Below are 24,178 nucleotides of genomic sequence, written 5' to 3'. Positions count from 1 at the left end.
ATACCCTTGCATGGATATGGCATTATCAACCTGTCAGAGTTGACACTACCGCATCATAGGGTGATTCGGTAGCCTGTTCCTAATCAAACTTTCCTGGTAGGTGATCATGACAGTGCAGAACGAAATCGCGGTAAGGCCGCAGGGACCTGGATTCATGAGGTTGTCTCCCGATGGCTATGTACGCCTGACACCGGAGCAGTTTCAGGCGATTCCCATGGTGCATCTTTTATCCGGTCTGGACCCGGATGAACCCCTCCCTCTTCACGAAGGGGCCAGCCAGACCGATATTTCCGGTTATACCGAATGGGTCAGCGAGACGGCGCCCGTCATCACCCTGGGGTGGGACTGGCGGATGGAAGGGGCGTCAGCAGGACAGGCCCGTTATCTCCGGACGGGCTTACCACGAAGCAATATCATGCTGGTGGATAACCTGCGGCAGGACCTGAGTCCCGCCAACACGGCCAAGCTACTGGAAGCGGCCATCGACAAGACGGCCTGGCAGGTCGCTGTCCAACGACAAATCATGGATAGATACGTTTGTCAACCTGTCAAGGTTGACAGCTAGACGGAAACGACGGAGATGGTAGATTCACCTTCATAGATAAACTCTATCGGAGGATAAGATGCAGGTTATATCCGGGCCAGCTGAAGTTTTACCGAGTAATCTGTATGCGAAGGTGGCCGGTTACCGCCATCAGGTCTTTGTCGAGCAGCTTGGGTGGGCACTGCGCACGGAGAACGGGATGGAGTCGGATCAGTTCGACCGGCCGGACACCGTATATGTGGTCGCACAAGACGACCAAGGTCATGTATCCGGCTGTGCCCGCCTTCTCCCGACCACGCGCCCCTACCTGTTGGGTGAAGTCTTTCCCCAGTTGCTCAATGGCCTGGCACCGCCATGTTCTCCCGATGTTTGGGAGCTGTCGCGCTTCGCGGCCGTGGATTTGAATGACCGAGCCAGGACACCAGGGCAGTTTTCGTCTTCGGTTGCGCGAAAGCTGCTGGAGGAATCCATCGCCTGCGCGGTCTCGCATGGAGCGAAACGGCTGATCACGGTGTCGCCGATCGGCGTGGAGCGGTTGTTGTCTCGATCTGAGTTCCATGCGCATCGTGCAGGGCCGCCGATGATCATTGATGGGCATCCGATATTTGCATGCTGGATAGAGATATAAATCCCAGAAAACAAATATCGATACTTACCAAATTATCCGAATACCATAATTGCAAAATTATGACTAGTTGAAACTGGATGGTAGTGTTGTCAATTAATAAAACTATGCATAGTTATTACCGACATAACGAGTTATAAACGATAGAGATGAGGTCTTGAATGGGTAATGTCATCCAGAGCGGGATTGCAACAACGATTAAATGGTCACTTCGCGGAGTGAAAGGACGGGTTGGTGTCTCGCCGCCAATCGGCGACCAGCCCTTTTTTAGTACGGAACATTTTCCTTGGATGAACTGCTCAAACACAAAGAACGCATACCCAGCTTTGGGCAGATATCTCCCGATCTTCGGTGATCACCCACGAGAAACAACTTGGCCATCGCTGGCCAAACTACTGGTGTGTCGGACGCTGAAGGCGACTGATCATGGCGTTGGCCAACGAGATGGCGCCCACAATCTGAGCGTTGCTGGCTGGTAGTTGAACGTACTAGAAGGGCCAAGTGGTGGCTACTGCTTGGAAGGTCAACGAACCGTAAGGATCTAGATTGCTGAAAGGTTGCGACATTGAGGAGTGTACATCCATGAAGACGGCTCATGCAATTGAGGTTGAGTGTAACGCCGATGCTGCGTTCCACGCATGCCTAAATGTTAATTGGTGGCCTGAAGTTTTCCCCCCGTGCCTCGATGCCAAGGTCTTGGAAGAGACCGATGCCAGCCAAATCATCGGCCTTATCGCCAAGGCAAATGATCAGGTATTCAGTTGGGAGTCTAAGCGGCGCATCGACCGCGTCGATCGGACGATCGCTTTCTCCCAATCAAAACCGTCCCCTCTGGTCAGGTACATGGCTGGCCTGTGGAGTATCACGACGAAGGATGACGGCTGTGTAATTACACTGACCCATGAGTTTAGCATGCGCGATGATGTGGCCGGTTTGGTCGATGGCGTGACTGACCATGAGGGCGCTGTGTCCTTCATGCTGCGCACCGTTGAGGAGAATAGCGTGAAGGAGCTTAACGCTATCAAGGCCGAGTTGGAGCGCGACCGTTGGCGGCACGAATTCAGTGAGCAGGTCATCATCCCTCATTCCAAGCGCGCCATCTACCAGCTTCTGCGAAACCTTGCTTTATGGCCGTGGCTCCTTCCTCACTGCAAAAATATCGACATAATTTACGAGGATCGCTGGTACCAGGAGTTCCGCATGGAGGTACTGGTCGGCGAGGTGACAGAGAATATCCGCAGTATTCGCATCTTGAGCGAAGACCGCATCGATTACTTCCAACCTGCCCCGCCACCCGCACTGAAAGAACATCGGGGTCATTGGACAGTCACCGAAACTGACGGCGGTGTGGAGGTCGTCTCGTGGCACTCCGTCGTACTCGACCACCTGTTTTGGAAAGAAATTCCTATTGAAGAGGCCAAGCTAAGGGTAGAGATGGCCATCAACAAGAACAGCCTAGGCACCATGCAGGCCATCATGAACAAACTGGAGGGAACACAAAATGCCCGCGCGTAACGCTCTTATCACTGGTGCCAGCCGCGGTATCGGCAAGGCGATCGCCCGTCAGCTCATTGACGACGATTTTATTTGCATCTTGGTTAGCCGCAGCATCGAAGCGCTGGCGGAAACTGTTGCCGATCTGTCCGCTGACGGCGGCACCGTCGTCGGCAAGAACTGTGACGTAACCGATCCTGTGCAAGTGGAAAGGCTGTTCTCCGACGTGATCAAAACTCTGGGCGGTATCGATGTGCTTGTTAACTGTGCTGGGCGCGCCGGCGGAGGTTCCACCAAAGACCTCACTAATGAACTGTGGCTTGATGTCATTAACACCAATCTCAACTCCGTCTTCTTTGTGACGCGCACTGCGCTGAAGTCTGGCGCCGTGCGCAATGGCGGCAGCATCATCAACATCGCCAGCACCGGCGGCAAGCAGGGCGTCGTCCACGGCGCCCCCTACAGCGCGTCAAAGCATGGTGTTGTTGGTTTCACGAAGGCACTCGGCCTGGAACTGGCTACCAACCGCACTGATATTACTGTCAACGCGGTTTGCCCCGGCTTCGTAGAGACTGAAATGGCAGATCAGGTGCGCGCGAATTACGGAAAACTTTGGGGGGTTTCTCCAGAGGAAGTAAAAAAACGCATCGAGGCACGCATTCCCATCGGTCGCTATATCGAACCCGAAGAGGTTGCCGCAATGGTCTCCTTCCTTGCATCTGACCGTGCGCGGGGCATCACGGCTCAAGCCATGAACGTATGTGGCGGCTTGGGCAACTATTAGGGGGAGTTGATCTCATGAAAGGACACAAAAATATCAGCCACCGCATCGCCATCACTGGCATGGGTGTCATTGCGCCGAACGGGACTAATATCGACACCTTCTGGGCGAACTGCCGTGCTGGCAAGAGCGGCGTGGCGCGCATCAGCGACTTTGACACAATAAAATTTACATCCCAAGTCGCCGGGATCGTCCCTGACTTCGATCCGGCCTGCTACAACATCTCGGAGCGTCAGCGCTCGACTCTGGACCGCTATGCCTTGTTTGCCCTGGCTGCGGCCGAACAGGCTGTCTCCCAAGCGGGCCTAGACACCACCGCCATCGACCGTGACCGTCTGGGCGTGTGCATCGGCACAGCCATCGCCGGCACCAAGTACATGGAGCAAGAGTTTCTGCGCCGCACCAATGGTGGCAAGGATGCCTTCGATGGTGGGGTGCTTGACCGGGTGCTCACGGCTAACGCTGGCTTTCATTCGGCGTCGTCGGAAGTGGCCCGCAAGTACGATGCTCGCGGCCCGGTATACACGCTCGCTACCGGTTGCACTGCGGGTCTGGACGCGCTAGGCGAAGCCTTAGAGATGATCCGCTCCGGCCAGGTGGACGTGGTCATCGCCGGTGCGACCGAAGCGCCGATCACCCCAATCGCCGTAGCCGCCTTCGACATCATTGGTGCGCTCGCCAGCGACCGCAATCATGAACCGGAGCGTGCCTCACGGCCCTATGATAAGGGCCGTGCTGGCTTCGTGCTGGGCGAAGGTTGTGGCATTTTTGTGCTAGAGCGCCTGGATCGTACGCTGGCACGCGGCGCCACCATCCTGGCGGAACTATCGGGCATGGGATCGACCTGCAACGCTTACCACATGACCAACCTGGCACCGGAAGGCTACGACCTGCACCGGGCGATGAAGCTAGCCCTGGCAGATGCTGGCATGGCGCCGGTCGAGATCGAGCACGTCAATGCCCATGGCAGCTCCACTCCGCAGAACGATGTCAATGAGACCAACGCTGTCAAGAAGACCTTTGGGGCACATGCCTACAAGGTCGTAATGTGTTCGGTGAAGTCCATTGTCGGTCACTCACTGGGCGCGGCCAATGTGGTGGAAGCTGTGGCGGCGGTCCTTTCGATTATGCATCAGGAGGTGCCACCGACCATCAACTACGTCACGCCAGATCCGGAATGTGACCTGGATTACACTCCAAAAGGGGCGCGCAAGCTTGAGATAAACCATGTTTTAAAGGACGCGAGCGGATTTTCCGGCGTTCACAGCGCTATCGTTCTGTCGAAGTATCCTACCACTCAATTGGAGGATCTGAACCAATGACTCGCAGCGTCGTAATCACCGGCATCGGCGTCGTGTTGCCGAACACCGATACCCTTGATGATTTGTGGGGCTATCAGGAGGCCAATCGCTCGCTTATTACCCCCACCTCCGAGTATCTGAATGGCACGGTCGTCAACGAGAGCCTCCTGGAAGGGAATTTGTCACCTCGCATGTGGAAGAAGCTCGACTCTTTCACCCGCTACGCCTTGATCGCCGCCCAGCGCGCTATGGGTGACGCAGCCCTGGACATGGCGATGGTCGACAAAGAACGCTGCGGCGTTTTCGTCGGCAACACTTTCGGCGGATGGAAATTCACAGAGGTGGAACTGCGTCACCTGCACTGCGAAGGGCCCCGCATGGTCAGCCCCTTTCAAGCGACGAGCTGGTTCCCTGCCGCGCCGCAGGGTCAGATCACGATTCTCCACCAGATTAAGGGGTTCAGTAAGACCTACATGGCCGACCGGGCTAGTAGCCTAATCAGCGTAGCTTCGGCCGCCAACATGATCCGCCAAGGCAGGCTGGACGTCGCCATCGCGGGCGGTACGGAAAGCACTAACACTGACTTCATCAAGGCGGCACTGGCGCCCCTCGCCTCTTACGAGGCGGACTCGCCTTGGCCGGCCTCCATCCCTCCGGAAGCCTACGGGTTCCTAGTCTCTGAGGGTGCCGTCTTCCTGATCCTCGAGGAACGGGACAGGGCCGCTGCCCGCAACGCGCCCGTTTATGCCGAGGTAAGGGGCTTCGCCACATGCAACGCCCCATGCGAGCCTGACTGCTACAGCACCGAACCGACGTCCGTGATCCGCGTTATGCGGGCTGTTTTAGGCGGTACGCAGCCCGACCTGGTCCTGCCCGACGCTTGCGGCTTGGCGGAGGTCGACGCCGCCGAGGTGGTGGCCCTACGGGAGGTCTGCCCGCAGAGCGTCACCCTGATCCCAAAGATGAAGTACGGTCATACCTTCGGCGCCGAAGGTGCGCTAGATGTGGCCTACGCCTGCTTGATGTTCCGCAAGGGCAAGACGGTGCCTGCGTTGTACAAGCTTCGCACCGCGCCTGGGGCCCTAGAGCCAGCCGAGGGCCCCGTGCGGACCATCCTCATCAATGGTCGCTCATTAGGGGGAGCCATCAGCAGCCTATACCTCAGCAAGGGAGACTAATCACATGAGCATACCAGAAGACTTGCGCACCACCGTCCTGACCTCAGTCGCCAATTTCTTGGGTGGCAATCCGGCAGCCATCAAGCCTGAGTCCAACCTAGAAGAAGATCTGCAGTTGGACTCTACCGATATAGTCGACATCTTTGTCGACTTGGAAAAGAAGCTCAAAATTAGCTTAACCGGAGTGAAGTTCGCTGATCTAAAGACAGTCAACGGACTGATCGAAGCCGTTGCCGCTCGGATGCCGGAACTGCTGGCATGAGCCCCGTCCGAGCCCACCGACTACGCACCGCTGGCTCTGGATCGCGAAAGGCTGGCCTCGCTCCCTTTGTATGTTGTATGGAGGACGTTGTATTCGCACGCTTTCATTTCCTTACAGCCAGACAACACAAGGACCATGGACGGCAGCTCCCCGATGCGCTGATTCCCTCGGAGAGGATCACCCCGGGCCCAGGTTGGCACTTTTGGCTTGAATGTGAGACCAATGGTGGTTTCGCGCGTGGCAATTACGGCTCCCATTCTTTCACGTACGTGAGAATCACCTTTTGTCCACGCAGGACACCATCGGTTCGTCCATCCGTGGACACGGATGTGGGTCCAAACGATATCCTCTGCGACGGCAGGCTATTGATGCATGCTCGCGGAGAGATCACGCCGCGTGCGGGGAGCAATGACTTCTACCTCATAACCACGTGCAAGATTACAGAGCATGACGCGGCGAACTTTCTCACACAATTCGTCACCGCGCGGGAATATATCCGGCACCAGCCGGGCTTCATCCGCCACCACCTTTTCGAGAACCACCATCCGGATGCTGCTTTTCGGTTCATCAACGTAGCCGCCTGGCAGAGCATGAAGGATTTTGTCACGGCATTCTCCAGCCCGGAGTTCAAGAAGCTCATCAAGGGCGGCTTCGACTATAGCAGCCAAATCATCGTCGCGCGCCGGGCCACAGCCCCATGGAGTATCTTCTAATGATCATTCGTGCCGACATCATTTCGCAGGGCAACCCTGACCAAATCGCCGAACGCTGGGTCGCCGCCGTGCGGGCACAAGCTGCCCAGCCAGGCTTCCTAGAGGCCAAGCTGCATGGCGTCTACCGCTTGATTAACAAGACATCCTACTACTTCCTTAGCATCATCGAGTGGACGGGCGCGGAGGCCTATGCCCGATCAGTCGGCAAGACCGACTGCTATGCGTTCCTCGATATTCTGCCAGCCGATCCCGTGGCGAACACCTATACCCTCATCAATTCGGCGCAGCACCAAGACAACCGCTTCTCGCCCGACCATGTGACTGTCATTAACCCATACCGCATCCCGGTCGCCGAGGCTGGGAAATACTCCGACATGTGGAACGAGTCCGCGCGGCACATGGAGGAAAAGGACGGCTTCGTCAGCGCGCAGCTTTACCAAGCGGTCCGGGAAAGCGAGGATTTTCACTTTGTTAGCCGAGCCGAGTGGCAATCCGAACAGCGTTTCATGAACCAATTTGACGGCGCCGACTTCCGTAAGATTATTGCTCCCTTCGAAGGGATATTCTCCATTAGCCTATCGCGCCTTCATGCGCACATCACGAAGGACATCCTGTGGATTCCAAGTCACTAATTGTAGGAGCGTATCATGATTTTCGTCATGGATCTGATCAAGACCGTTAATGTCCCGGAGACGGCACGTGACTGGGAAGAGGTCTGCCGCTTTTTCTCCCGCCAGCCGGGGTTTGTCTCGGGCCGACTTCTGGAAACCATCCAGACGCTGCACCCTAAAGAGGACTATAAACTGACCAGTGTCTGTTGCTGGGAGACGGACAATGCTTGGCAGGCTGCCAGGCAAGCTGCCAAGAACGACGCTGGCCTAACTAACGTCTTGCCTAAGCTGGCCGGCAAGTTCTGCGCCTTTAAGGGGATTATCGACCACGGCAGCGAGTACAACCCGGCCAAGGATGGCGGCGCTGACCACGGCGATCAGATGGTGCTGGTGGACGTGATTTACCTGACTGAAGGCCGGATGAAAGCCTATGCCGAGATGTGGCATAGCGCCAACCTCTACATGTCCAACAAGCCCGGTTACATCGGCGCATGTCTGCACGTCACGACCAACGCTGAGAAGGACAGCAACAAGATAAAGTATATCAACCTCGCCGAGTGGGAGTCGAAGGAAATCTTCTTCGCCTCCGTCGATACGCCAGAGTTCATCGAGATCATCAAGGACTTCAAGAACGACTTTTCCCTCTTCTTAAGCAAGGTCGCCAAGACAATCAAGCCGGCAGTGGAGCACATGATGGCGGAGGCGACGTGACATGCCCTACGCCATCGACGTTATCACCACCAATGATCGCGCGAATCTGGTGTCCGCGTGGTGTCACGCTGTGGAGGACCTCGCCCGCTTTCCGGGCTTCGTCACCGCCGAGTTGTTCGAGATGAAGCGCGACATCCGCAACGCCCACTACGACTTTGTGGGCGTTATCGAGGGGGACGACACAGTCTGCGAGTCCGACGCACCCATCGTGGAATCTGCCCTGCATACTGTGGAACGCACCCTGTGTCGACTGGAAATCCGCCTCGACGGTACGTCGGACCACTGTGACGGTCATTCCTGGATGGTCAATCCGTTTGAGATCACCAACGCGCAGATTCCCGAGGTTTTGGACATGTGGAACAAGGCCAAGGACCATATGGTTGCTAAGGAAGGCTTTATCGACGCCCGCTTGTTCCGCGCCCGGTCAGAGACTGCGCGCTACGGTCTCATCAATGTTGCCCACTGGCGGTCTGCCGAATTCTTCATGGCGGCCCTGGACGATAAGGCATATGTCCGCCACCGCGCGCGGTCCATGAACTACATCCTACATCCATCGCTGTGTTCGCGTGTCGCTGCTGTATTTACGACCGATGTTTCCGCACACCCTCGTAGCCTCGCAAGCCGGGCCGAGAGAGTAGGACCATGATAGGTGTTGCACTCATCACCGGCGCCAGCCGGGGCATCGGCTGCGAGATTGCCCACTACTTCGCGGCCGAGGGGTATTCCCTCATCCTACTGGCCCGCACGTCCGAGACGCTAGAAGACGTCGCAGCTGACCTGCGCTCGGCCTTCAATGTGGAGGTCATCACCTTGCCGCTGGACATCCGCAACCACACCAGCGTGCGTGATGCCGTAGCGACGGCGGTGCATGAGGCGAGACGCCTGGATGTGCTGGTCAATGCCGCCGGCATCTTCCGCTACGGAACTAGCGTTCTGTCCATGGAAGATCTGGATGATCTTTTAGAAACCAACGTTAAGGGCGTCCACAATCTCTGTACCGTCTGTGCAGAAGCACTGAGAACGTCCGCTGGACACGTCTTCAATATCTCCTCCATCGTCGGGCTGGAGGGCTTCGCGCCGGTGGGCGGCTATGCCGCCAGCAAGTTCGCGTTGGTGGGCTACGGCCAGTCTCTGGGAAAAGAGTTTTTGGAGTACGGGGTCAAGGTAACAACGCTCTGCCCAGACGTGGTCGATACCGACATGGCCGCATCATCAGGCCTGCCGCTGGAGAAGATGATTGCTCGGGAAGACATCACGCGTGCCATCGACTTTGTCATGTCTCTTTCCCCGGCGGCTATCGTGGACCAGATCACGATCAAGTGCCGGACCATGGAAGAGATCATGAACGTCCGGAAGTGATCTTCTGCTCTGCTTCCCGGGATATGCAGCTGCAATGAAATGGCATTTGCTTTCGCTGACGGGCCTCGCCCGGCTTGGACCACCGGAGGGTGCGGCGTTCGTTTTCCTTATGGAGGATAAGCGTCCTGGATTTCTGCGGTCATATAGCCGTGCGGTGGCCGAGTACTTAGCCCGGTGTCTGACTGGAGATGCCGACCTGCGGCTGCAAAAAGACAGCTACGGTCGTCCTTTTCTAACCGGCTCCAGGCTCAATGTCAGCATCAGCCATAGCGGACGGTGCCTGATGATAGCCATAGCGACTGCGGAGGTGGGCGTGGACATTGAATACATACGCAATTCCGCTACATGGCCAGACCTCTACCGATGGATCAATTGTCCAGAAGACTGCTGGTCCACTCCGACGGAACAGGAGTTCCTCGCCTGTTGGACCGCGAAAGAGTCCATCCTCAAGATGCTGCCCGGCGGCTTCGACTATGGCGTGCAACGGGTCTCCGTGCCCACCTCGGCCTCGGGCGCCTGGCACCCCGTTTGGGTAGATGAGCGACGCTTTTACCTGCGTCTCCTCCCCTGCTGGAAGAGCATGATCGCGAGCATCGCGTTAACGGACTTGGAGGTGGTACTACCGTTTCTCCTTACCAGCCCCCTACCGGAGGTGCAGAATGCCTGAAACCATCTTCTACCCAAAGGGTACGGTGCCGATATATACAGCTAGCATTTTAATGTGGGGACACGGGTAACGCTTATATCACTGACGAGTACTACCGGAGATTATCATATGCTTAAAAAATTCCATTTTGTTGCCGCTATCATCGCAACATTGACGATTGCGACCTTCTTCACGTCAACAATACTTGTTGAGCTGTTCGGCTCACATCATGCGATTGCGGTAGTGAAAAGCCTCATTGTTATACCTGGTTTATTCGTACTTATTCCTACCCTAGTTGCAACTGGTAGCTCTGGTTTTTTTCTCTCCAAGGGCAGAAATGGGCGCTTGGTAGAGGTAAAAATGAAACGCATGCGCTTCATAGCTGCCAACGGTTTGCTCATTCTTGTGCCTGCCGCAATATTCCTTGACCAATGGGCGTCCGCCGGTTCATTTGATATGAAGTTCATAATCGTACAAGCCCTTGAGTTGTTGGCGGGAGCGACCAATTTAACACTTATGGGGCTCAATATGCGGGATGGGTTGCGGCTGGTGGGCGGTTCGAAAATTCCTACCCTTCTGGGATAACGGTCCCGATCTGGAGAATGCAGAGGCGAGGCCATGGCAGGGCTTCGAAGCCACCCCAGTGGTTACTGGGTTTGAGCGAGACGGCAAGAGGTGAGAAAACCGGGGGATGGTTCGACGATGACGGGAATTATCAGTTATTGGAGCGCGATGAACTTCCGGCTGGCTTTCGGCTTGCGCATGCCGATTCCAGCGTGGACTTCGCCAAAGTAGACGTCCAAGCAACAAGGTGGATCTGGAAAAGGTCGGAGAGGGCGACTACGCCCCCAAGCTGTTCAAAGTGAACGTCAAGGACTGGCAAGAACTGAACCGGCTGATGCTCACCGGAACACGTGGAAGCCAGATTAAAAATGTCACCGACCGTATGATGGCGCTAGTCGGGAACATATATCTGTTGCCGACAGCGAGGTCAAAGCCTATATTTACCGAATCGTCAGCGATATGCTGACCGAGCAATTGCAGGACTGTATGGGGCTTGGACTATGCCTATGCGACCAGGATCAAGAAGAAGATAGCCGACCTGGCGGACAGAGCATGTCCAGCAGGCATTTATCGACGCACTGGACGTTGGGCAAATCAGTATTATGGACAATTTCCGCTTGCCGGAGACCATCGCCCCGTCGGCAAACGCCCCAGACATTCCCAAGAGTCTCTATCGGCGAGAAGGGAATATCGGGAACTTCGAGGCTCGCGTGATTGGCGAGCTGGCCGGAGTCGATTCTGTGGTGTGGTGGCACCGGAACCTGTCCAAAGGCAGCGGGTTCCGTATCAACGGATTCCTGAATCACTACCCGGATTTCATTCTGAGGACCGAGCGGGGCAAGATCATTGTGGTGGAGACCAAAGGCGACAACCGGGACAACTCCGACTCCGAGAAGAAACTGCTACTCGGCAAGAAGTGGGAGGCCAAGGCTGGCGACCAATACCGATACATGATGGTGTTCGAGAATAACCCTATAGAGGGCGCAGATCGGCTGGATGTGGCGATTAGCAAAATTGGGAGGTTGTAATGTATTCGTCTGTTTTGTTCCGAAAAAATCTCTGAACCATGATCCGATCAAGAGAAATTGTTCAGGAGATCGAGGAAATTCGGCAGCGTGGGCGTTACAGTACAACGAGGTCTGAACTTTCAACAAGATTGTTTGATATTGAACGTGCGTTCCAACGTCATGACCAATCTCAAAAAGAATTAACAAAATACTTTCCTGTCGCAATTATTGCCTGTATTGAAGTGTATTTCCGGATGGCAATTAAAGATATGGTAGATTCTGGAGAGCCTTTTCTCGATAGAGCCCAAAGCCTTCCGTCAGGACTGAAGCTGGATTTATCGATATTGAAAGCCGTGCATGGAAAAGTGATTACTATAGGTGAATTTATTGCTCATGGCATAAAAATAAGCCGTCTAGATCATATTGAGAGGGCGATTACTGCGCTTTTGGGAGTTGGCTTTCTAACTGCCATTGGGACAACTACGAATCGTTGGGCAAGCGAAATCAGGGGGAAGCCATTGGCCCCGATTTTGTCAAATCCAGATGAAGTATTTAATGATGTATCCAGAACTTTTGAATTACGCCACATTATCTGTCATGAGATTGCATCTGCTTATGAGATTGATCATGAAGAGGTTGAACGCTGTTTTAGAAATTGTGTAACCTTCCTGAGAGCGGCTAACGAATTAATTTCTGAAACAATACACCCCGGTGCGCCTTTGACGCAAACCGCGATGAACATTGCTGCTGGTGAATCTCTAATGGAAGCTAAAAGGCTGCTGTATAAAGCTTGCGAGAACGTAAGGTCGCGCCTCAACCAGGGGGAGCTTTTGGCCTTTGATGAGTCGCAGGAAAAGTGGCAATCATACTGTGACGCGTGGGCATTGTTTGTTGCCGGGGAACGATCAATGGGTGGAACTATATGGCCGGTAATCTACGCGGGAGTAGCACATGCAACAATAGACCGACGTCTGGAAGAGGTTGGCAAGTGGAAACGGCTCAGTGATCCCGCATAGACATGTGATAAATGTGATTTAAGCATATGGTTGAGACTTACAAAATTCGGCGCATTACGGGAACCCGAAAGAATGGTGTCACAGTGCCATCCCTATGCACGCTGGATGCCGCATTAAAATTCGACAGCACCGAGTCCCCCCATTGTGTCTACAACGAATACGTCGCCCATCGCCTCGCGCAAACCCTGCACGCCCCTGTGGCCGAAGGCGTCTTGACGACCACTGGTGATGGCCAGGCCTACGCAAGCCTCCTGTTGCATTCTCCGGGGATTAATCTGCCAGATGTTCTTGATCCGCAAATTGATCGTATCGCTCAGATGTACCCGAATATGGTGGCCGCCCTGGTGGCCTTCGACCTCTTTATCGGCAACGGGGATCGTGCCCGCAATCTGAAGGCGGCCCTGGTCACTCCTCATGTGCGGCTCTTCGCCGCTTTCGATCACAGTCATGCCCTGCTTGGGGTCGAAAGCAATCCGACGAATAGCATCCGTAAATTGGCCGAGGGGGACCTCATCGTGCGTCGCCATCCCTTTTATGGGCGTGTCCAGGCCGTTTTCCTGGAAGGCTGGATCAGCCGCATCGTGGCATTGCCTGATGACTATATCCGGGAGTGCTGCCGAATGGGTAAGCCCTTCCGGGCCGTGTCCGAAGAGTTGCAACAATTCCTCGCTGACGCAATGATTAAGCGGAAAGCAGCACTCCCCGTCATCGTGCAAGGGCATGCCAGTTTCATCAGGAGTCGCCCATGATCGTGGAATACCGCCTCTTGCAGTATCGAGAGCATCCAGAGCGCCAGGAGGGCCGCAACTTCGCGCTGCTGGCGAGGGCTGGCGGCCAGACCCATGTGCGCGCCATCGGAATGAAGCGGAATGGTTTCATTGATCTGAATTATTATCGGGCGATCGCGCCTCGCCAGATTCAGGAGCACTGGGTGTTCGGGGAGTGGTTGCAGTGGTTACAAGACCTCGCCACCTGGGACGGCGCTTGGAACTCCGATAACCCTCTCGTTGATACGTTGTTTGCCAGCCTTGCTGCTCAGGAACGGCAAATTGTGGCAACCGCACCGCGCACCGAGGAATGGTCAGGATCCCACGATGTGGAGGTCATGCTGGATAACCTTGAAGATCGCCTGATCGGCACGATGACCAAGCCGCCAGAGAAACCCTTCTCTGAATGGATTGAGGATGCCTTACTCACGTCAGAACTGGTGTATCGCAAGGGCTTCTCCCGAGAGGTTGAGGTGTCCTTTGATTTGCCAGGCGCCAAGCCGTTTATCACTACCTTTCCGTATGCCATCACGGAAGAACCGCGTATAGGATTCAAAACCATCGCGTTTCATGGAGCGAAAAAAGACATCCAGCAAAAGGTCAATGATGCCCTGCTCAGTTTCCAGCGGGCCGTAGAGTCCGGGTTTCTGGCAAAAGAACGATGTATCGTATTCACCCAGACCATCCCCAAGGTCAATAAAATCTATGCAGAGGAGTTGGAGGAGATGGCACAATTGGTGAATGTGACTGCTGGAGACGCGACGGATCGCCTGCGGAAGGTGGCCGCTTAATCGGGGCCGGATACGGCTGATGACGGGTCAATGCCTAGCGCATAGGCCGCTGCCCAGCGCCATTTCTCCAGGCAGGAAAGCCTTTTGACGATCCACTCGGCCTGTGCCGCACTCCGATGATCAGGATAAGCTCGACGGACGAGCAATCGTTCCGGTGGATTCATGCGCGTATATCTGGCCCCTTTGCCAGTCGCATGCTGCTGGTAACGTTTTTCGACATCCAGTGCGATACCGGTATAGATACCGCCACCCCGGCACTCGATCAGATACAGCCACCACGTCCTATCGACTGGCAACTCTGGCCTCCACTTCGGCGGTCAGACGAGGATCAATCATTTCCAGATACTTTACGGCGGTGTAATCGCTGATTCCAAAGGCCTTGACCAGCACCTTGGGGTGCCGTAACCCGCCGAGATAGGCGTAGTAAATGGCGGTGGTAAAAAGACTATTCGCTGTCACGCCCTGTTTTTTGAGGTAATAGCTGACAATGGCTTCGTGCAGGTGGCCACCATGCCGACGCCCCGGAAAGAGCCAGTCGGTGTCATCGGTCTCTTCCATGGTCGCCAGCGCGCGACGCCGCTCCAAATAGCGGGCCAGGAGATGGCCCACGCGCGGGTCCAGGGTAATCTCCGTGCGACCGAAAATCACCCGATACATCCCGTCCGTGGCACCCTGCGCCAGATCGGTTAAGCGCAACCGGACGAGACGTTTGGCGGGTTGTGCATACAGCAGCATGAGCGTGCTGATCAGGGAGGCCTTGAGTACATCGTCTGCGGGGTTGAGCCAGGCGCGGAGCAGACCGGTATAGCGATCCCGATCCAGAATAAGGCCCTTGGGCAGATTGCGTTGCACGGACTCGATCTTGAGCTTGCGGAAGAGTTTTTCCTTGCGGTTCAGAAAGCGCACGAAGGCGCGGATATTATCCCGATAACCGGGGTGCTCCACCAAAAAACGGTCCAGTTGCATCTGCTGAATATGCTGTACCCCAGCCGCCGGGCCGACCTCCAGAAAATCCAGAAATATTTTCGCCGCCCGTAGCGCAGTGGTCACAGTGCGCGGCACGAAACGCTGTTGCTTGCCTTGCCACCCCCGGGTCCGGTAGCGGGCATTGATTTCTGCAAGGTGGGCGTGAAAACGCCGTAGCAAACCCGCATACCACCGACCTTCGGATGCCGTCAGCAATGCGATCTGCGCGGCTTCGGCGCTGGCCGCCTGCAGGATTTCATCGCTAAAGGCGGGTACGATGCCATGGCGTATCAGATAACTCTGTGGCACCGCATAACGGCGCAATCCTTCCCGACCCAAGGCCATAATGAGCTTTTCGGCGGTGATGTCGCCGGGGGTGGTGAACAGTGTATCGAGCTTCGCGAAGTACAGGAAATACTTTTCCAGGCGCATAGCCGCTGGCTGGGCACCGACGCGTTCCCGCAATTCCAGCGTAAACCCTGAGAAGGCTTCTTTGGCCCAAGGGCGGGACAAGAGTGCTACGGCGCTACGCATGCGCTTTTCGACAGCATCTTTCCAATAGCACGCCTCGCAGCGGGTTTTGCTGTGGGCACGACCTTCGTGACCGCATTGCGGGCAGATGAAGGGGCCTGCGCGTTCCAGGCATTGCTTGCAGACAATGCGCCCCTGTCCATCCGGCCCGACCGGGCGCCGATGTTTGCCACAGGAAGGACAGGTAATATAACTTTTGCACCGACAATGGTTGCAGACGGGCTCCGTGAACCCCTCCTGAAAATCCCGAGAGAGCCGCAGGCTTTTCTGTCCACAGACCGCGCAAGGCTGGGGTTCTTTGTAATAACGTACACACGAGGGGCACACCACCCCTTCCTCTACTGTTAGGCCGGCGCGGGGCACGGGTTTACCACAACGGACACAGTGCCGATCCTGGGCCTTGCAGGAACGACAGGTCGCCGGTGTTTTACCGCCCAGCGAACGCATGGTTTTTCCGCACTTGGCGCAAGGCACTTTTTTGAACTCGCGGGCATAGCAGGTCGCGCAATAGGCCACGCCGTCCGTTACGGCGACGGCCTTGGCCATCGACCGACCACAACAGCCGCAGATTTTATGCGCTTTGCCGGGAGTCATGGTTGGTGCTCAACGTTTGGGCCGCTCAGGGATGGGAAGTGCCGTGACTTTTGGTCCTGTGACATTCGTGCTTATCGGTTCCCGCGTCCGGCGTACCCCTCGTTTGGGCGATGAATCCGGTGTCGCGTCGTCGGTGGAGCGCGCGTTGGAAACGGTGTCAGAAGGGTGACGGTCATCAGCGTCCTGTTCCGTGGGCGGTGGACGGCGCCGGGCTACCCGTATCAGATCACCGATATCACAACGCAAAACCGTCGTCAGTCCCGCCAGGACTTCCGAGCTGAGGCGTGTCGGAAGGGCATCCACTATCCGGCTGAGTTGTGTCGTCGAAATCTCGACCCCCACCTCCTCCAATTGCTTACGCAGTTCGGTAATGGTTTTGATGTGGCGTTCGGCCATCATCACGCGCACGCGCCATTCCAGTGTATTGAGTGTCGCCAATCTACTCATTCCTTATCCTTATCCTTATCCTTGCCCAGTAAAGCGTCCAGTTGTGAGCCAATCGCTCGGGTGATTTCCTCGTTTACGAATTCGTCGGGATGGTGCATATATCCCTGGGTTGTCGCCTGATAGGTGTGTCCGTGCTTGCGGCGTACCATTTCCCCACTGAAGCGCAGATCCTCATGCGTGACCGAAGAGTGCCGGAGGCAATGCGGCGTAAACCCCCGGTCCTCCAGTCCAGCCAGGGCGATTCCATGCTGAAAGCGCGCCTCATAGGTCGATAAGGCGATGCGGCGGCCACGCTCCGAGAAAAAAAGCGCCTGGTCATTGGCATCTGACACGTCCATAAACAGCGGGCGTATCTCCTGAATGTACCACGCCAGCAAGGCAGAAACGGGTAAATGGGTGACCGGTACCATCCGATGCTTCGGGCCACTGCCCCGGCTGCCCTTACCCCAGGCAGAAATAAACCCGTATTCCCCTAATTCGGGGATATTCGGATTGGGCTGGAAGGAAGTGATGTTTAGTCCGATGATTTCGGAAGCCCGCAGCCCTGCCGCATAGGTCAGATAAAACATGGCCTTGTCGCGTTGCAGCGGGCGGCGATCTTTACTTTTAAAATTGAAGGCTTCCGTAATGGCAGCATCGTAAGCATCAAATAACTGCATGATCTCCGCGTGGGTAAGAGCAGACCTTTCATGGGTTAATTCCCGTTCCGAAATATGGGGTACACAATTTTCCGCGTGGCATATCTGTACCAGATCGACACCATATTCCTGGCGGACAATGTTCCGAAATTTGACGTTTTCTATAAGGTAGGCGAGAAAACCCCGGATTGCACCCTGGTAGTGTCGCTGTGTGGCAACTCCCAAATTGCGTACCACACCGATCTCATAACTCCACTTTTCAAAGCCTTCTTCGGTCCAGTACCACGGCGCCTTGCCACTGAACTGAAGGAACTCCAGGATGGTGCGGGTATCTTGATTAACGCTCTTGAGCTGATGCCGTAGCGCACCTCGTCGGCGGATGACATAGGCTTCCAGCATTTCCCGAAACAGCGCCTCGTCCTTGTCGGGCAGGCGAAAGACTGGCGGCACTACAGGCGCGCTCCGGTGCGACTCGGGGATGGATCTCAGCTTGCGAGTGGCCACGATGTGTTTGCAGTCTCCAGAAAGTGGAAATACCCATATCGGCACTGTACACTATGAAGATATGTTTCGTAAAGAGACTAAAAACCACGTTAGATGAAAAAAAACCGCATAAAGCCATCAAATCAACCTGCAAACATGAGGATCTTCCAACTCATTGAACCTATTTGGGATACTCGGATTGGTGAGAATTTCCAATATGGGAATGACGAATGCGGGAAACCTGCGTTTAATGCAACAAACGCAAAATGTTGAACGCTATTTTATTTTTATAAACAGGGTGTTGAAAATATATCACCAGATATTGTAAAAATTATTGGCAATATTGTAAGGTCCGTATTTCGTCCAGGAAAAGAATACCGTGGTGCGCCAAGCTGATTTCGCCGGGACGCGGGTGCGAACCCCCGCCCACCAATGCCGCTGAAGAGGCACTATGGTGGGGGCTACGGAACGGACGTCTACCCCAATGGCGAATATCGAAGCCGTCCCCTTGCAGGCTGTGGATGGCGGCTACTTCCAGTGCCTCGCTGCGGCGCAGAGGGGGCAGTAGGCCGGGCAGTCGCGCCGCCAGCATACTTTTGCCGGTGCCCGGCGGGCCGGACAGGAGCAGGTGATGGCCGCCTACCGCTGCGACAATCAGCGCCCGCTTGGTCGATTCCTGACCGCGTACGTCACGCAGATCGGGGTAGGGAATGGCGGATTCCTGGGCCTCCGCATCGGAGATGACCTCGGGCAGGCGATCCGTGCCGCGCAGGTGGGCGACGGCTTCTGCCAGATTCGCGCAGGCAAAGACTGGGGTGTTTTGGGCGAAAGCGGCTTCCTGGGCATTGCCTTGCGGCACCAGAATGGCACGATGGGCTTGTCCCGCTGCCAGTGTGCTGGAGAGCGTGCCCGTCACCGGACGCAGGCTGCCGTCCAGCGCGAGTTCGCCAATCATCTCCAGTTTTTTCAGTGCGGTCGCAGGAAGTTGCCCGCTGGCGGCGAGAATACCGATAGCCATGGGCAGATCGAAGCGGCCACCTTCTTTGGGCAGGTCGGCGGGGGCCAGATTGACGACCATGCGCCGCGCCGGGAACTCAAAGCCACTGTTCTGAATAGCCGAGCGCACCCGGTCCCGGGCTTCCTTGACCGCCGTTTCGGCGAGGCCGACGACGGCAAAGGTAGGCAGTCCGGGACCCAGATCGCATTCCACGGTGACGCCCGCCGCCTGCACTCCGGTAAGGGCACGGCTATGGACTATCGCCAGCGGCAACGCTCAGTCCTTGCTGGCGTCTTCGTCTACAGTAGCCTTGGGTGCCAGGGCGTCGACGCGATCTTCCAGCACGGCGACCCGCGCGGCGAGGCGGGAGAGCAGTTCCTGCTGCACATCAAATTCATCGCGAGTGACGAGATCCAGGCGATCCAGCGCATTGGAGAGCATGGCGCGCGCCTGCTTGTCTACGTCTTCCTTGACCGTCCCTAAACGGGCGATGGTGTCGCCAATGGCGGCGGCGATATCGTCAGCAATACGGTGTTGCATCTACAGTCTCCTTAAAGGCCCATGGCCTGACGGATGAGAAAACGTTTGACCGGAGCGATCACCCCCGTCCCCAGCATCCCCAAGTCGCGCAGCCGGGCGAGACCGCGGCTGCGGTTGGAGAAAAGATGACTGAGGGCGCCGCAAGTCAGTACGGTGACGAGATTATCAGGCCGCCGCGCACTTTGATAGCGACGCAGCACGGCGGCTTCGCCCCAGTCCTCATGATGTTGGCGGGCTGCGGTGATGACCTTTATCAGTTGTTCAGCATCACGAAATCCCAGATTGACCCCCAGACCTGCGAGCGGATGAACGCCGTGGGCGGTATCTCCCAGCAACACGCTGCGCTCCCCGACGTAACGGCTGCTGTGCAGGGCCGCGAGCGGATAACTGCTGCGTCGTCCGATGTGTTGGAAATGTCCCAGTTCCGGCCCAAAGGCCTGGTACAGTTCGTGGAGAAAACGGGTGTCATCCAGGGCCATCAGGTGCCGCGCACGGGCATGTTTTGCACTCCAGACGATGGAGGCACGGGCTTTGCCGTCGGCATCATCGCTGAAGGGCAGCACCGCGAGCGGACCGGTGGAGAGGAAGCGCTGATAGGCGATGTGGCGATGGGATTTTTCGATCCAGACCGTGGCGGTAATGGCATCCTGCCCATAATCTTCCCGGAAAACCGGTGCTTGAATGAGCGCTTTGCGCAACGGCGACTGGCGGCCCTCTGCAATGGCCAGCAGGGTGCCGTGGAACTCCGTCCCCGCGGCATCGGCGACGTACATGGTTCTGCTATCGGCAAAGGCGCTGGTGACTTCCCGTCCGTAATGAATGTGTAACCCGGCGCCTTCCAGTGCGGCGTGCAGGGCTTGTTCCAGACGACGATTCTCGACAATGTGCCCGAGCCGGTCTTCTCCACTTTCTTCGGCGTCCAGATGAATGCTGCCCGAACCTTCCCCATCCCAGACCCGCATGCGTTCCACGGCACTGCCCAGCAGCGCGGGATCAATGCCCAGGCTGGCCAGAAAACGTCCGGACCCGGTGGCGATTAAACTGGCGCGATCAAGGGGGTCCGCCGCCGCGCATGCCGCGTTGCTGCGTTTTTCAAACACAGCAACGCGCAACCCCGCCTGTTGGGCGGCCAGGGCGAGGCTGGCACCGACCATGCCGGCGCCGGAAATGATGAGATCGTAGTTGGCACTATCCGACATAGCTTCCGCCCATAGCCAAATCCGGGACGGCGCTTTGCGCCGGGAGATGAATGCCAGCCAGCCGCGCCGCGAGTTCCCGCTTCCCCAACGGTATCTGATCCAGTAGCGCCAGAGCCGCGGCCCGTGCCAGGCGTAGCGGCAGGCGCGGGCTACTGAACAGACGGTTCATCGTTTCGGTAAAGGCGATGGTTTCCAAGCGATCGCGGCGACGGATGCGGACATAGTCGCTGAGTAGCGATTTGCCCCCCGGATCGTCACCGCGCTGCGCCGCTTCCCGCAGCAGGGCACCCAGAGTCAGCGCATCCCGCAATCCCAGGTTATAACCTTGTCCGGCCAAAGGATGCAGGGTCTGTGCGGCATTGCCCACCAAGGCCAAACGCTGATCAGGCTCGCCCCAGAGCCGCTGGAAAAACAGGGGATAGACACTACGCGGGCCAGTCACGACGAGTGGTGGCAATTGCGGCGGTCTCTGACGGTTCAGGGCCTCTATAAATTCTGCGTCAGAAAAGTCCAGTACGCGGCTGGCATCGCCGGGGCGCAGGCTCCAGACAATGGAGAACTGGTTGTTGCCGATGGGTAGGAAGGCCAGCGGACCGCTCTCCAGAAAATGCTCGAAGGCAATGCCGGACAGGGGTTGCCGCGGGCTCACTGTGGCGATGATGGCATGGCGGTTATGATCCCAGCCCATGCGTCGTAGGCTTGCCAGCCGTGCCAGTCCGCCATGGCCGCCATCGGCAATCACCGTCAGCGCTGTCTCGACCCGCAAATCAGGCCAGTCCAGTTGCACCCGATCCGGAAACCATTGCAGGCCCTGCAATGGTCCCGGTGATTCCTGCTGAAGGGTGTGACAACGCGCCAGCGGCACGGCCAGGGCATCATTCAGGGTCTCCAGACCAGCGACTTCACCCAGTCTTTGCTCTGGTGCATTCAGCAGGCTGTGTTCCAGGCGCACCTGCCCACGGATGCCTTGCTGGGTAATCTGCACGGTCTGGATAGCGGCGGCATCGGCCAGCGGCATGGCCACCCCCAAGCGGCTGAGCAGGCGACGGCTACCCAAGGCCAGCGCGACAGTGCGCTCTGTCAGCCGCGGTCGTGCCTGCGTCAGGGGATATGTATCCAGCAGCAACACGCGCAGCGGACTGCCCGCCAGTGCGAGAACCAGACTGCGTGCCACTGGGCCATTACCCAAAATGGCCAGATCTGCCGTCATCGTACGCATAATTTCTCCAGCGCGGTCTCCATTCCGGTCATTTAAGACCAAGATGCCCTTTGCAGCAAGTGCTGAATCTGTCAGTCCGGCACGAAGTGCATGTTTACCCCGGATTTTTGTCACCGTAAAATCAGCAGATGTCTTTTATTGCTTCTGGCGCCGAAAATGTCGCAGATCTGCCGGTGCGTGATCTGATAGACAGCCATTGTCACCTGGATGATGACGTCTTCGACGATGATCGTGATGCGGTTCTACGCCGTGCAGAGATGACTGGTGTCTGTAAAATCATCGTCCCCGCTTATACCCCGAAGTATTGGAACCGGCTCAAAGAAACCTGCCGTCATCACCCTGGACTGTATCCGGCCTATGGTGTGCACCCCCTCTATCTGGATGATCGGGATGACCGATGGGAAGCGACCTTGACTACCCTCCTGACGCAAGCAGTCGCGCTGGGAGAAATCGGGCTCGATGCTGGCGATGGGACTCCTGACGCTGCCCGCCAGCGGTCCGCTTTCACGACTCAACTCGCCATGGCGCGGCAATTGGGACTGCCGGTAATTCTCCATGCCCGACGGAGCCTGGAAGAGGTGATTCTGACCTTGCGCCGCTTTCCTGGTTTGCGCGGTGTGCTGCACAGTTTCTCCGGTAGTCTCGTACAAGCACAGCGATTGATAGATATGGGATTTTTGTTGGGGCTGGGCGGCGCGCTCACCCACCCGCGCGCCCAGCGTCTGCGGGCGACGGCGGCCATACTCCCCGCGGAATCTCTGCTGGTAGAGACGGATGCCCCGTGGCAAACACCCCATGCGCATCCCCGCACCCGCAATGAACCGGCGTATCTCAGCGAAATTATCGCCAGTCTGGCACAGTTGCGGCATACTTCGGCTCAGGAGATCGCGCAGGTCACTGCCCAAAACGCCCTTACCTTATTTCATTTTCAGGACACGCCATAATGCCTCATCCTTTTGCCCGCACCGAGATTCTCCTTGGCGCACCTGCTGTCGCGACCCTGTGTGATCGCCATGTGCTCATTGCCGGCGTTGGTGGGGTCGGAGGCTATGTCGCGGAAAACCTTGCCCGTGCCGGGGTGGGGCACATCACCCTCGTCGACCACGATGTGGTCAGCATTTCCAATATCAATCGTCAACTCGTCGCCCTGCATTCCACGTTGGATCAGCCCAAGGTGGCGGTGATGGCCGCACGGATTCGCGATATTCATCCCGATTGCGTGCTTGAAACCCGCCAGGAGTTTATTAATGCTGATAATGCCGAAGGCCTGCTGATGGGCAGCGGCGCTGAAGTGGTTGCGGATTGCATTGATGCCATCGCCTGCAAAGCGGTTCTTATCCAGACGTCGCAGGCCCTGAATTTGCCCGTCTTTTCCAGCATGGGGGCGGGCAACCGTGTTGACCCCCGCCGGGTTCGCGTCGCGAGGCTCAATCAAACGGAAAAATGTCCGTTGGCCCGTGAGTTGCGCGCCCTGCTGCGCAAGAATGGCGCGTCCCTGGACGTGCAAACCGTCTTTTCTGATGAATCACCGCGCCGGGCCTCCCCTCCGGAAGAAGTGTCCGCGCCGGGTGGAAGGGCCAAAACGGTTAATGGCACCATTTCCTTTATGCCCGCGCTCTTTGGAGTGTTATTGTCCGGTATTATTCTCCAGCATTTGTTAGCGACTGGCGAAAATCGCAATAGCGCCTAATTAGAGGTAAAGTGGGGGATACCACAAAATTGACATATAACAATATATTAAAATACCGTGCTTTTGTGGGGTCTGATAAGCAAGTTGTTGAGGGCGAGGGCGCTAATTATGGCAGAAAAATTTATGAGTACGGAGTGGATTCGTCTGGTGGGTAAGCAGTGGGATACGCATCAGGAAATCCAGAAGGATCTGAAAAACTTCAATGCCACCTGGGAGTATTACATTGAAGATCGCCCAGATATCCCTCATGTTATGCTGTTCTGCAAGGCGGGGAAGATTATCTACGCTGGACCTTCCGATGGGCGCCACCGCGATTTCATCATGTGGACGAACCTGGACCACTGGAAGAAAATCCTGTCCGGAGAGATCAGCGGGAAGTCGGCGTTGATGACCCGGAGACTCAAATTCAAGGGATCCATGATGACGGCGATGAAATACATGACGCCATTTAATATTCACCTCAATATTCTCGGTGAGATACCGGTGGATTTTAATATTTGAGGG

29 protein-coding genes are annotated in these 24,178 nt (G+C 56.5%); 21 read left to right on the top strand and 8 right to left on the bottom strand.

From position 1 onward, the window contains the following. Positions 1-106: 106 nt before the first annotated feature. The 18 genes from PJU76_RS09855 (at position 107) to PJU76_RS09770 (ending at position 14,370) form a co-directional block, all read left to right on the top strand. Positions 107-565, top strand: coding sequence for a DUF4902 domain-containing protein (locus tag PJU76_RS09855; RefSeq protein ID WP_271779389.1), 459 nt, complete (start codon positions 107-109; stop codon positions 563-565). A 58-nt stretch (positions 566-623) separates the two neighbouring features. Then, the gene (locus PJU76_RS09850) at positions 624-1,172 is read left to right on the top strand and encodes an acyl-homoserine-lactone synthase (protein WP_271779388.1); all 549 of its coding nucleotides are present in this window, start codon (positions 624-626) and stop codon (positions 1,170-1,172) included. A gap of 579 nt (positions 1,173-1,751) precedes the next feature. Further along, complete coding sequence (locus PJU76_RS09845; protein WP_271779387.1) at positions 1,752-2,684, top strand: aromatase/cyclase; 933 nt, start codon at positions 1,752-1,754, stop codon at positions 2,682-2,684. Beyond that, on the top strand, positions 2,671-3,447 hold the full coding sequence (locus tag PJU76_RS09840) for an SDR family NAD(P)-dependent oxidoreductase (RefSeq protein ID WP_271779386.1): 777 nt from the start codon (positions 2,671-2,673) through the stop codon (positions 3,445-3,447). Before PJU76_RS09845 ends, PJU76_RS09840 begins: the two co-directional genes overlap by 14 nt. Before the next feature lie 14 nt (positions 3,448-3,461). Further along, positions 3,462-4,766 (top strand): beta-ketoacyl-[acyl-carrier-protein] synthase family protein, encoded by a 1,305-nt coding sequence (locus tag PJU76_RS09835; protein ID WP_271779385.1) that lies wholly within the window; start codon positions 3,462-3,464, stop codon positions 4,764-4,766. Continuing rightward, entirely contained in the window at positions 4,763-5,923 is a 1,161-nt protein-coding gene (locus PJU76_RS09830; RefSeq protein ID WP_271779384.1) for a beta-ketoacyl synthase N-terminal-like domain-containing protein, read from the top strand. Before PJU76_RS09835 ends, PJU76_RS09830 begins: the two co-directional genes overlap by 4 nt. A 4-nt stretch (positions 5,924-5,927) precedes the next feature. Beyond that, entirely contained in the window at positions 5,928-6,185 is a 258-nt protein-coding gene (locus PJU76_RS09825) for an acyl carrier protein (RefSeq protein ID WP_065414053.1), read from the top strand. A gap of 329 nt (positions 6,186-6,514) precedes the next feature. Further along, positions 6,515-6,898 carry an antibiotic biosynthesis monooxygenase family protein gene (locus PJU76_RS09820; RefSeq protein WP_271779383.1) on the top strand — a complete coding sequence of 128 codons (384 nt, stop codon included), beginning with the start codon at positions 6,515-6,517 and terminating at the stop codon, positions 6,896-6,898. Continuing rightward, positions 6,898-7,530, top strand: a complete 633-nt coding sequence (locus tag PJU76_RS09815) for an antibiotic biosynthesis monooxygenase family protein (RefSeq protein WP_271779382.1) — start codon at positions 6,898-6,900, stop codon at positions 7,528-7,530. Before PJU76_RS09820 ends, PJU76_RS09815 begins: the two co-directional genes overlap by 1 nt. 15 nt (positions 7,531-7,545) lie before the next feature. Continuing rightward, positions 7,546-8,220 carry an antibiotic biosynthesis monooxygenase family protein gene (locus PJU76_RS09810; protein WP_271779381.1) on the top strand — a complete coding sequence of 225 codons (675 nt, stop codon included), beginning with the start codon at positions 7,546-7,548 and terminating at the stop codon, positions 8,218-8,220. 1 nt (position 8,221) lies between these two features. Continuing rightward, the gene (locus PJU76_RS09805) at positions 8,222-8,866 is read left to right on the top strand and encodes an antibiotic biosynthesis monooxygenase family protein (RefSeq protein ID WP_271779380.1); all 645 of its coding nucleotides are present in this window, start codon (positions 8,222-8,224) and stop codon (positions 8,864-8,866) included. After that, complete coding sequence (locus PJU76_RS09800) at positions 8,863-9,579, top strand: SDR family oxidoreductase (RefSeq protein ID WP_271779379.1); 717 nt, start codon at positions 8,863-8,865, stop codon at positions 9,577-9,579. Before PJU76_RS09805 ends, PJU76_RS09800 begins: the two co-directional genes overlap by 4 nt. A 34-nt stretch (positions 9,580-9,613) precedes the next feature. Further along, positions 9,614-10,246, top strand: a complete 633-nt coding sequence (locus PJU76_RS09795) for a 4'-phosphopantetheinyl transferase family protein (protein WP_271779378.1) — start codon at positions 9,614-9,616, stop codon at positions 10,244-10,246. A gap of 108 nt (positions 10,247-10,354) precedes the next feature. After that, complete coding sequence (locus tag PJU76_RS09790; protein ID WP_271779377.1) at positions 10,355-10,810, top strand: hypothetical protein; 456 nt, start codon at positions 10,355-10,357, stop codon at positions 10,808-10,810. 581 nt (positions 10,811-11,391) lie between these two features. Further along, entirely contained in the window at positions 11,392-11,817 is a 426-nt protein-coding gene (locus tag PJU76_RS09785) for a hypothetical protein (protein WP_271779376.1), read from the top strand. 38 nt (positions 11,818-11,855) lie between these two features. Then, a complete protein-coding gene (locus PJU76_RS09780) occupies positions 11,856-12,812 on the top strand; it encodes a lysozyme inhibitor LprI family protein (RefSeq protein ID WP_271779375.1) in 957 nt (318 codons plus the stop codon). 83 nt (positions 12,813-12,895) lie between these two features. Continuing rightward, the gene (locus PJU76_RS09775; RefSeq protein WP_271779374.1) at positions 12,896-13,561 is read left to right on the top strand and encodes a hypothetical protein; all 666 of its coding nucleotides are present in this window, start codon (positions 12,896-12,898) and stop codon (positions 13,559-13,561) included. Beyond that, complete coding sequence (locus tag PJU76_RS09770) at positions 13,558-14,370, top strand: hypothetical protein (RefSeq protein WP_271779373.1); 813 nt, start codon at positions 13,558-13,560, stop codon at positions 14,368-14,370. Before PJU76_RS09775 ends, PJU76_RS09770 begins: the two co-directional genes overlap by 4 nt. Here the strand turns inward: PJU76_RS09770 and PJU76_RS09765 are convergent. From PJU76_RS09765 to PJU76_RS09730, 8 genes are all read right to left on the bottom strand, one after another. Next, positions 14,367-14,666: a GIY-YIG nuclease family protein gene (locus PJU76_RS09765; protein WP_271779372.1), complete on the bottom strand. Its 300-nt coding sequence runs from the start codon at positions 14,664-14,666 to the stop codon at positions 14,367-14,369. The two genes, PJU76_RS09770 and PJU76_RS09765, sit on opposite strands and share 4 nt — an antisense overlap. Continuing rightward, on the bottom strand, positions 14,653-16,461 hold the full coding sequence (locus tag PJU76_RS09760) for a hypothetical protein (RefSeq protein WP_271779371.1): 1,809 nt from the start codon (positions 16,459-16,461) through the stop codon (positions 14,653-14,655). The genes PJU76_RS09765 and PJU76_RS09760 overlap by 14 nt, the downstream gene beginning before the upstream one ends. A gap of 9 nt (positions 16,462-16,470) precedes the next feature. Further along, positions 16,471-16,908, bottom strand: coding sequence for a helix-turn-helix domain-containing protein (locus PJU76_RS09755; RefSeq protein WP_271779370.1), 438 nt, complete (start codon positions 16,906-16,908; stop codon positions 16,471-16,473). Further along, positions 16,905-18,050: a tyrosine-type recombinase/integrase gene (locus PJU76_RS09750; protein ID WP_271779369.1), complete on the bottom strand. Its 1,146-nt coding sequence runs from the start codon at positions 18,048-18,050 to the stop codon at positions 16,905-16,907. The genes PJU76_RS09755 and PJU76_RS09750 overlap by 4 nt, the downstream gene beginning before the upstream one ends. Positions 18,051-18,360: 310 nt before the next feature. Further along, positions 18,361-19,299, bottom strand: a complete 939-nt coding sequence (locus PJU76_RS09745) for a YifB family Mg chelatase-like AAA ATPase (RefSeq protein WP_271779368.1) — start codon at positions 19,297-19,299, stop codon at positions 18,361-18,363. A 3-nt stretch (positions 19,300-19,302) separates the two neighbouring features. Next, the gene (locus tag PJU76_RS09740; protein WP_271779367.1) at positions 19,303-19,566 is read right to left on the bottom strand and encodes an accessory factor UbiK family protein; all 264 of its coding nucleotides are present in this window, start codon (positions 19,564-19,566) and stop codon (positions 19,303-19,305) included. An 11-nt stretch (positions 19,567-19,577) separates the two neighbouring features. Beyond that, the gene (locus PJU76_RS09735) at positions 19,578-20,765 is read right to left on the bottom strand and encodes an FAD-dependent monooxygenase (protein ID WP_271779366.1); all 1,188 of its coding nucleotides are present in this window, start codon (positions 20,763-20,765) and stop codon (positions 19,578-19,580) included. Beyond that, positions 20,755-21,984 (bottom strand): FAD-dependent monooxygenase, encoded by a 1,230-nt coding sequence (locus PJU76_RS09730; RefSeq protein ID WP_271779365.1) that lies wholly within the window; start codon positions 21,982-21,984, stop codon positions 20,755-20,757. The genes PJU76_RS09735 and PJU76_RS09730 overlap by 11 nt, the downstream gene beginning before the upstream one ends. Before the next feature lie 128 nt (positions 21,985-22,112). On the opposite strand from PJU76_RS09730, the gene PJU76_RS09725 reads away from it, so the two are divergent. The 3 genes from PJU76_RS09725 (at position 22,113) to PJU76_RS09715 (ending at position 24,175) form a co-directional block, all read left to right on the top strand. Further along, the gene (locus PJU76_RS09725; RefSeq protein ID WP_271779364.1) at positions 22,113-22,928 is read left to right on the top strand and encodes a TatD family hydrolase; all 816 of its coding nucleotides are present in this window, start codon (positions 22,113-22,115) and stop codon (positions 22,926-22,928) included. Continuing rightward, the gene (locus PJU76_RS09720; RefSeq protein WP_271779363.1) at positions 22,928-23,674 is read left to right on the top strand and encodes a tRNA threonylcarbamoyladenosine dehydratase; all 747 of its coding nucleotides are present in this window, start codon (positions 22,928-22,930) and stop codon (positions 23,672-23,674) included. Before PJU76_RS09725 ends, PJU76_RS09720 begins: the two co-directional genes overlap by 1 nt. A gap of 108 nt (positions 23,675-23,782) precedes the next feature. Then, the gene (locus tag PJU76_RS09715) at positions 23,783-24,175 is read left to right on the top strand and encodes an SCP2 sterol-binding domain-containing protein (protein ID WP_064220083.1); all 393 of its coding nucleotides are present in this window, start codon (positions 23,783-23,785) and stop codon (positions 24,173-24,175) included. Positions 24,176-24,178: the final 3 nt, after the last annotated feature.

The organism is Acidithiobacillus ferriphilus (genome assembly GCF_028215975.1).
Classification (GTDB): Bacteria; Pseudomonadota; Gammaproteobacteria; order Acidithiobacillales; family Acidithiobacillaceae; genus Acidithiobacillus; species Acidithiobacillus ferriphilus.
Note: the sequence above shows the minus strand (reverse complement) of the source record. Positions and strands in the feature narration are given on the sequence as shown.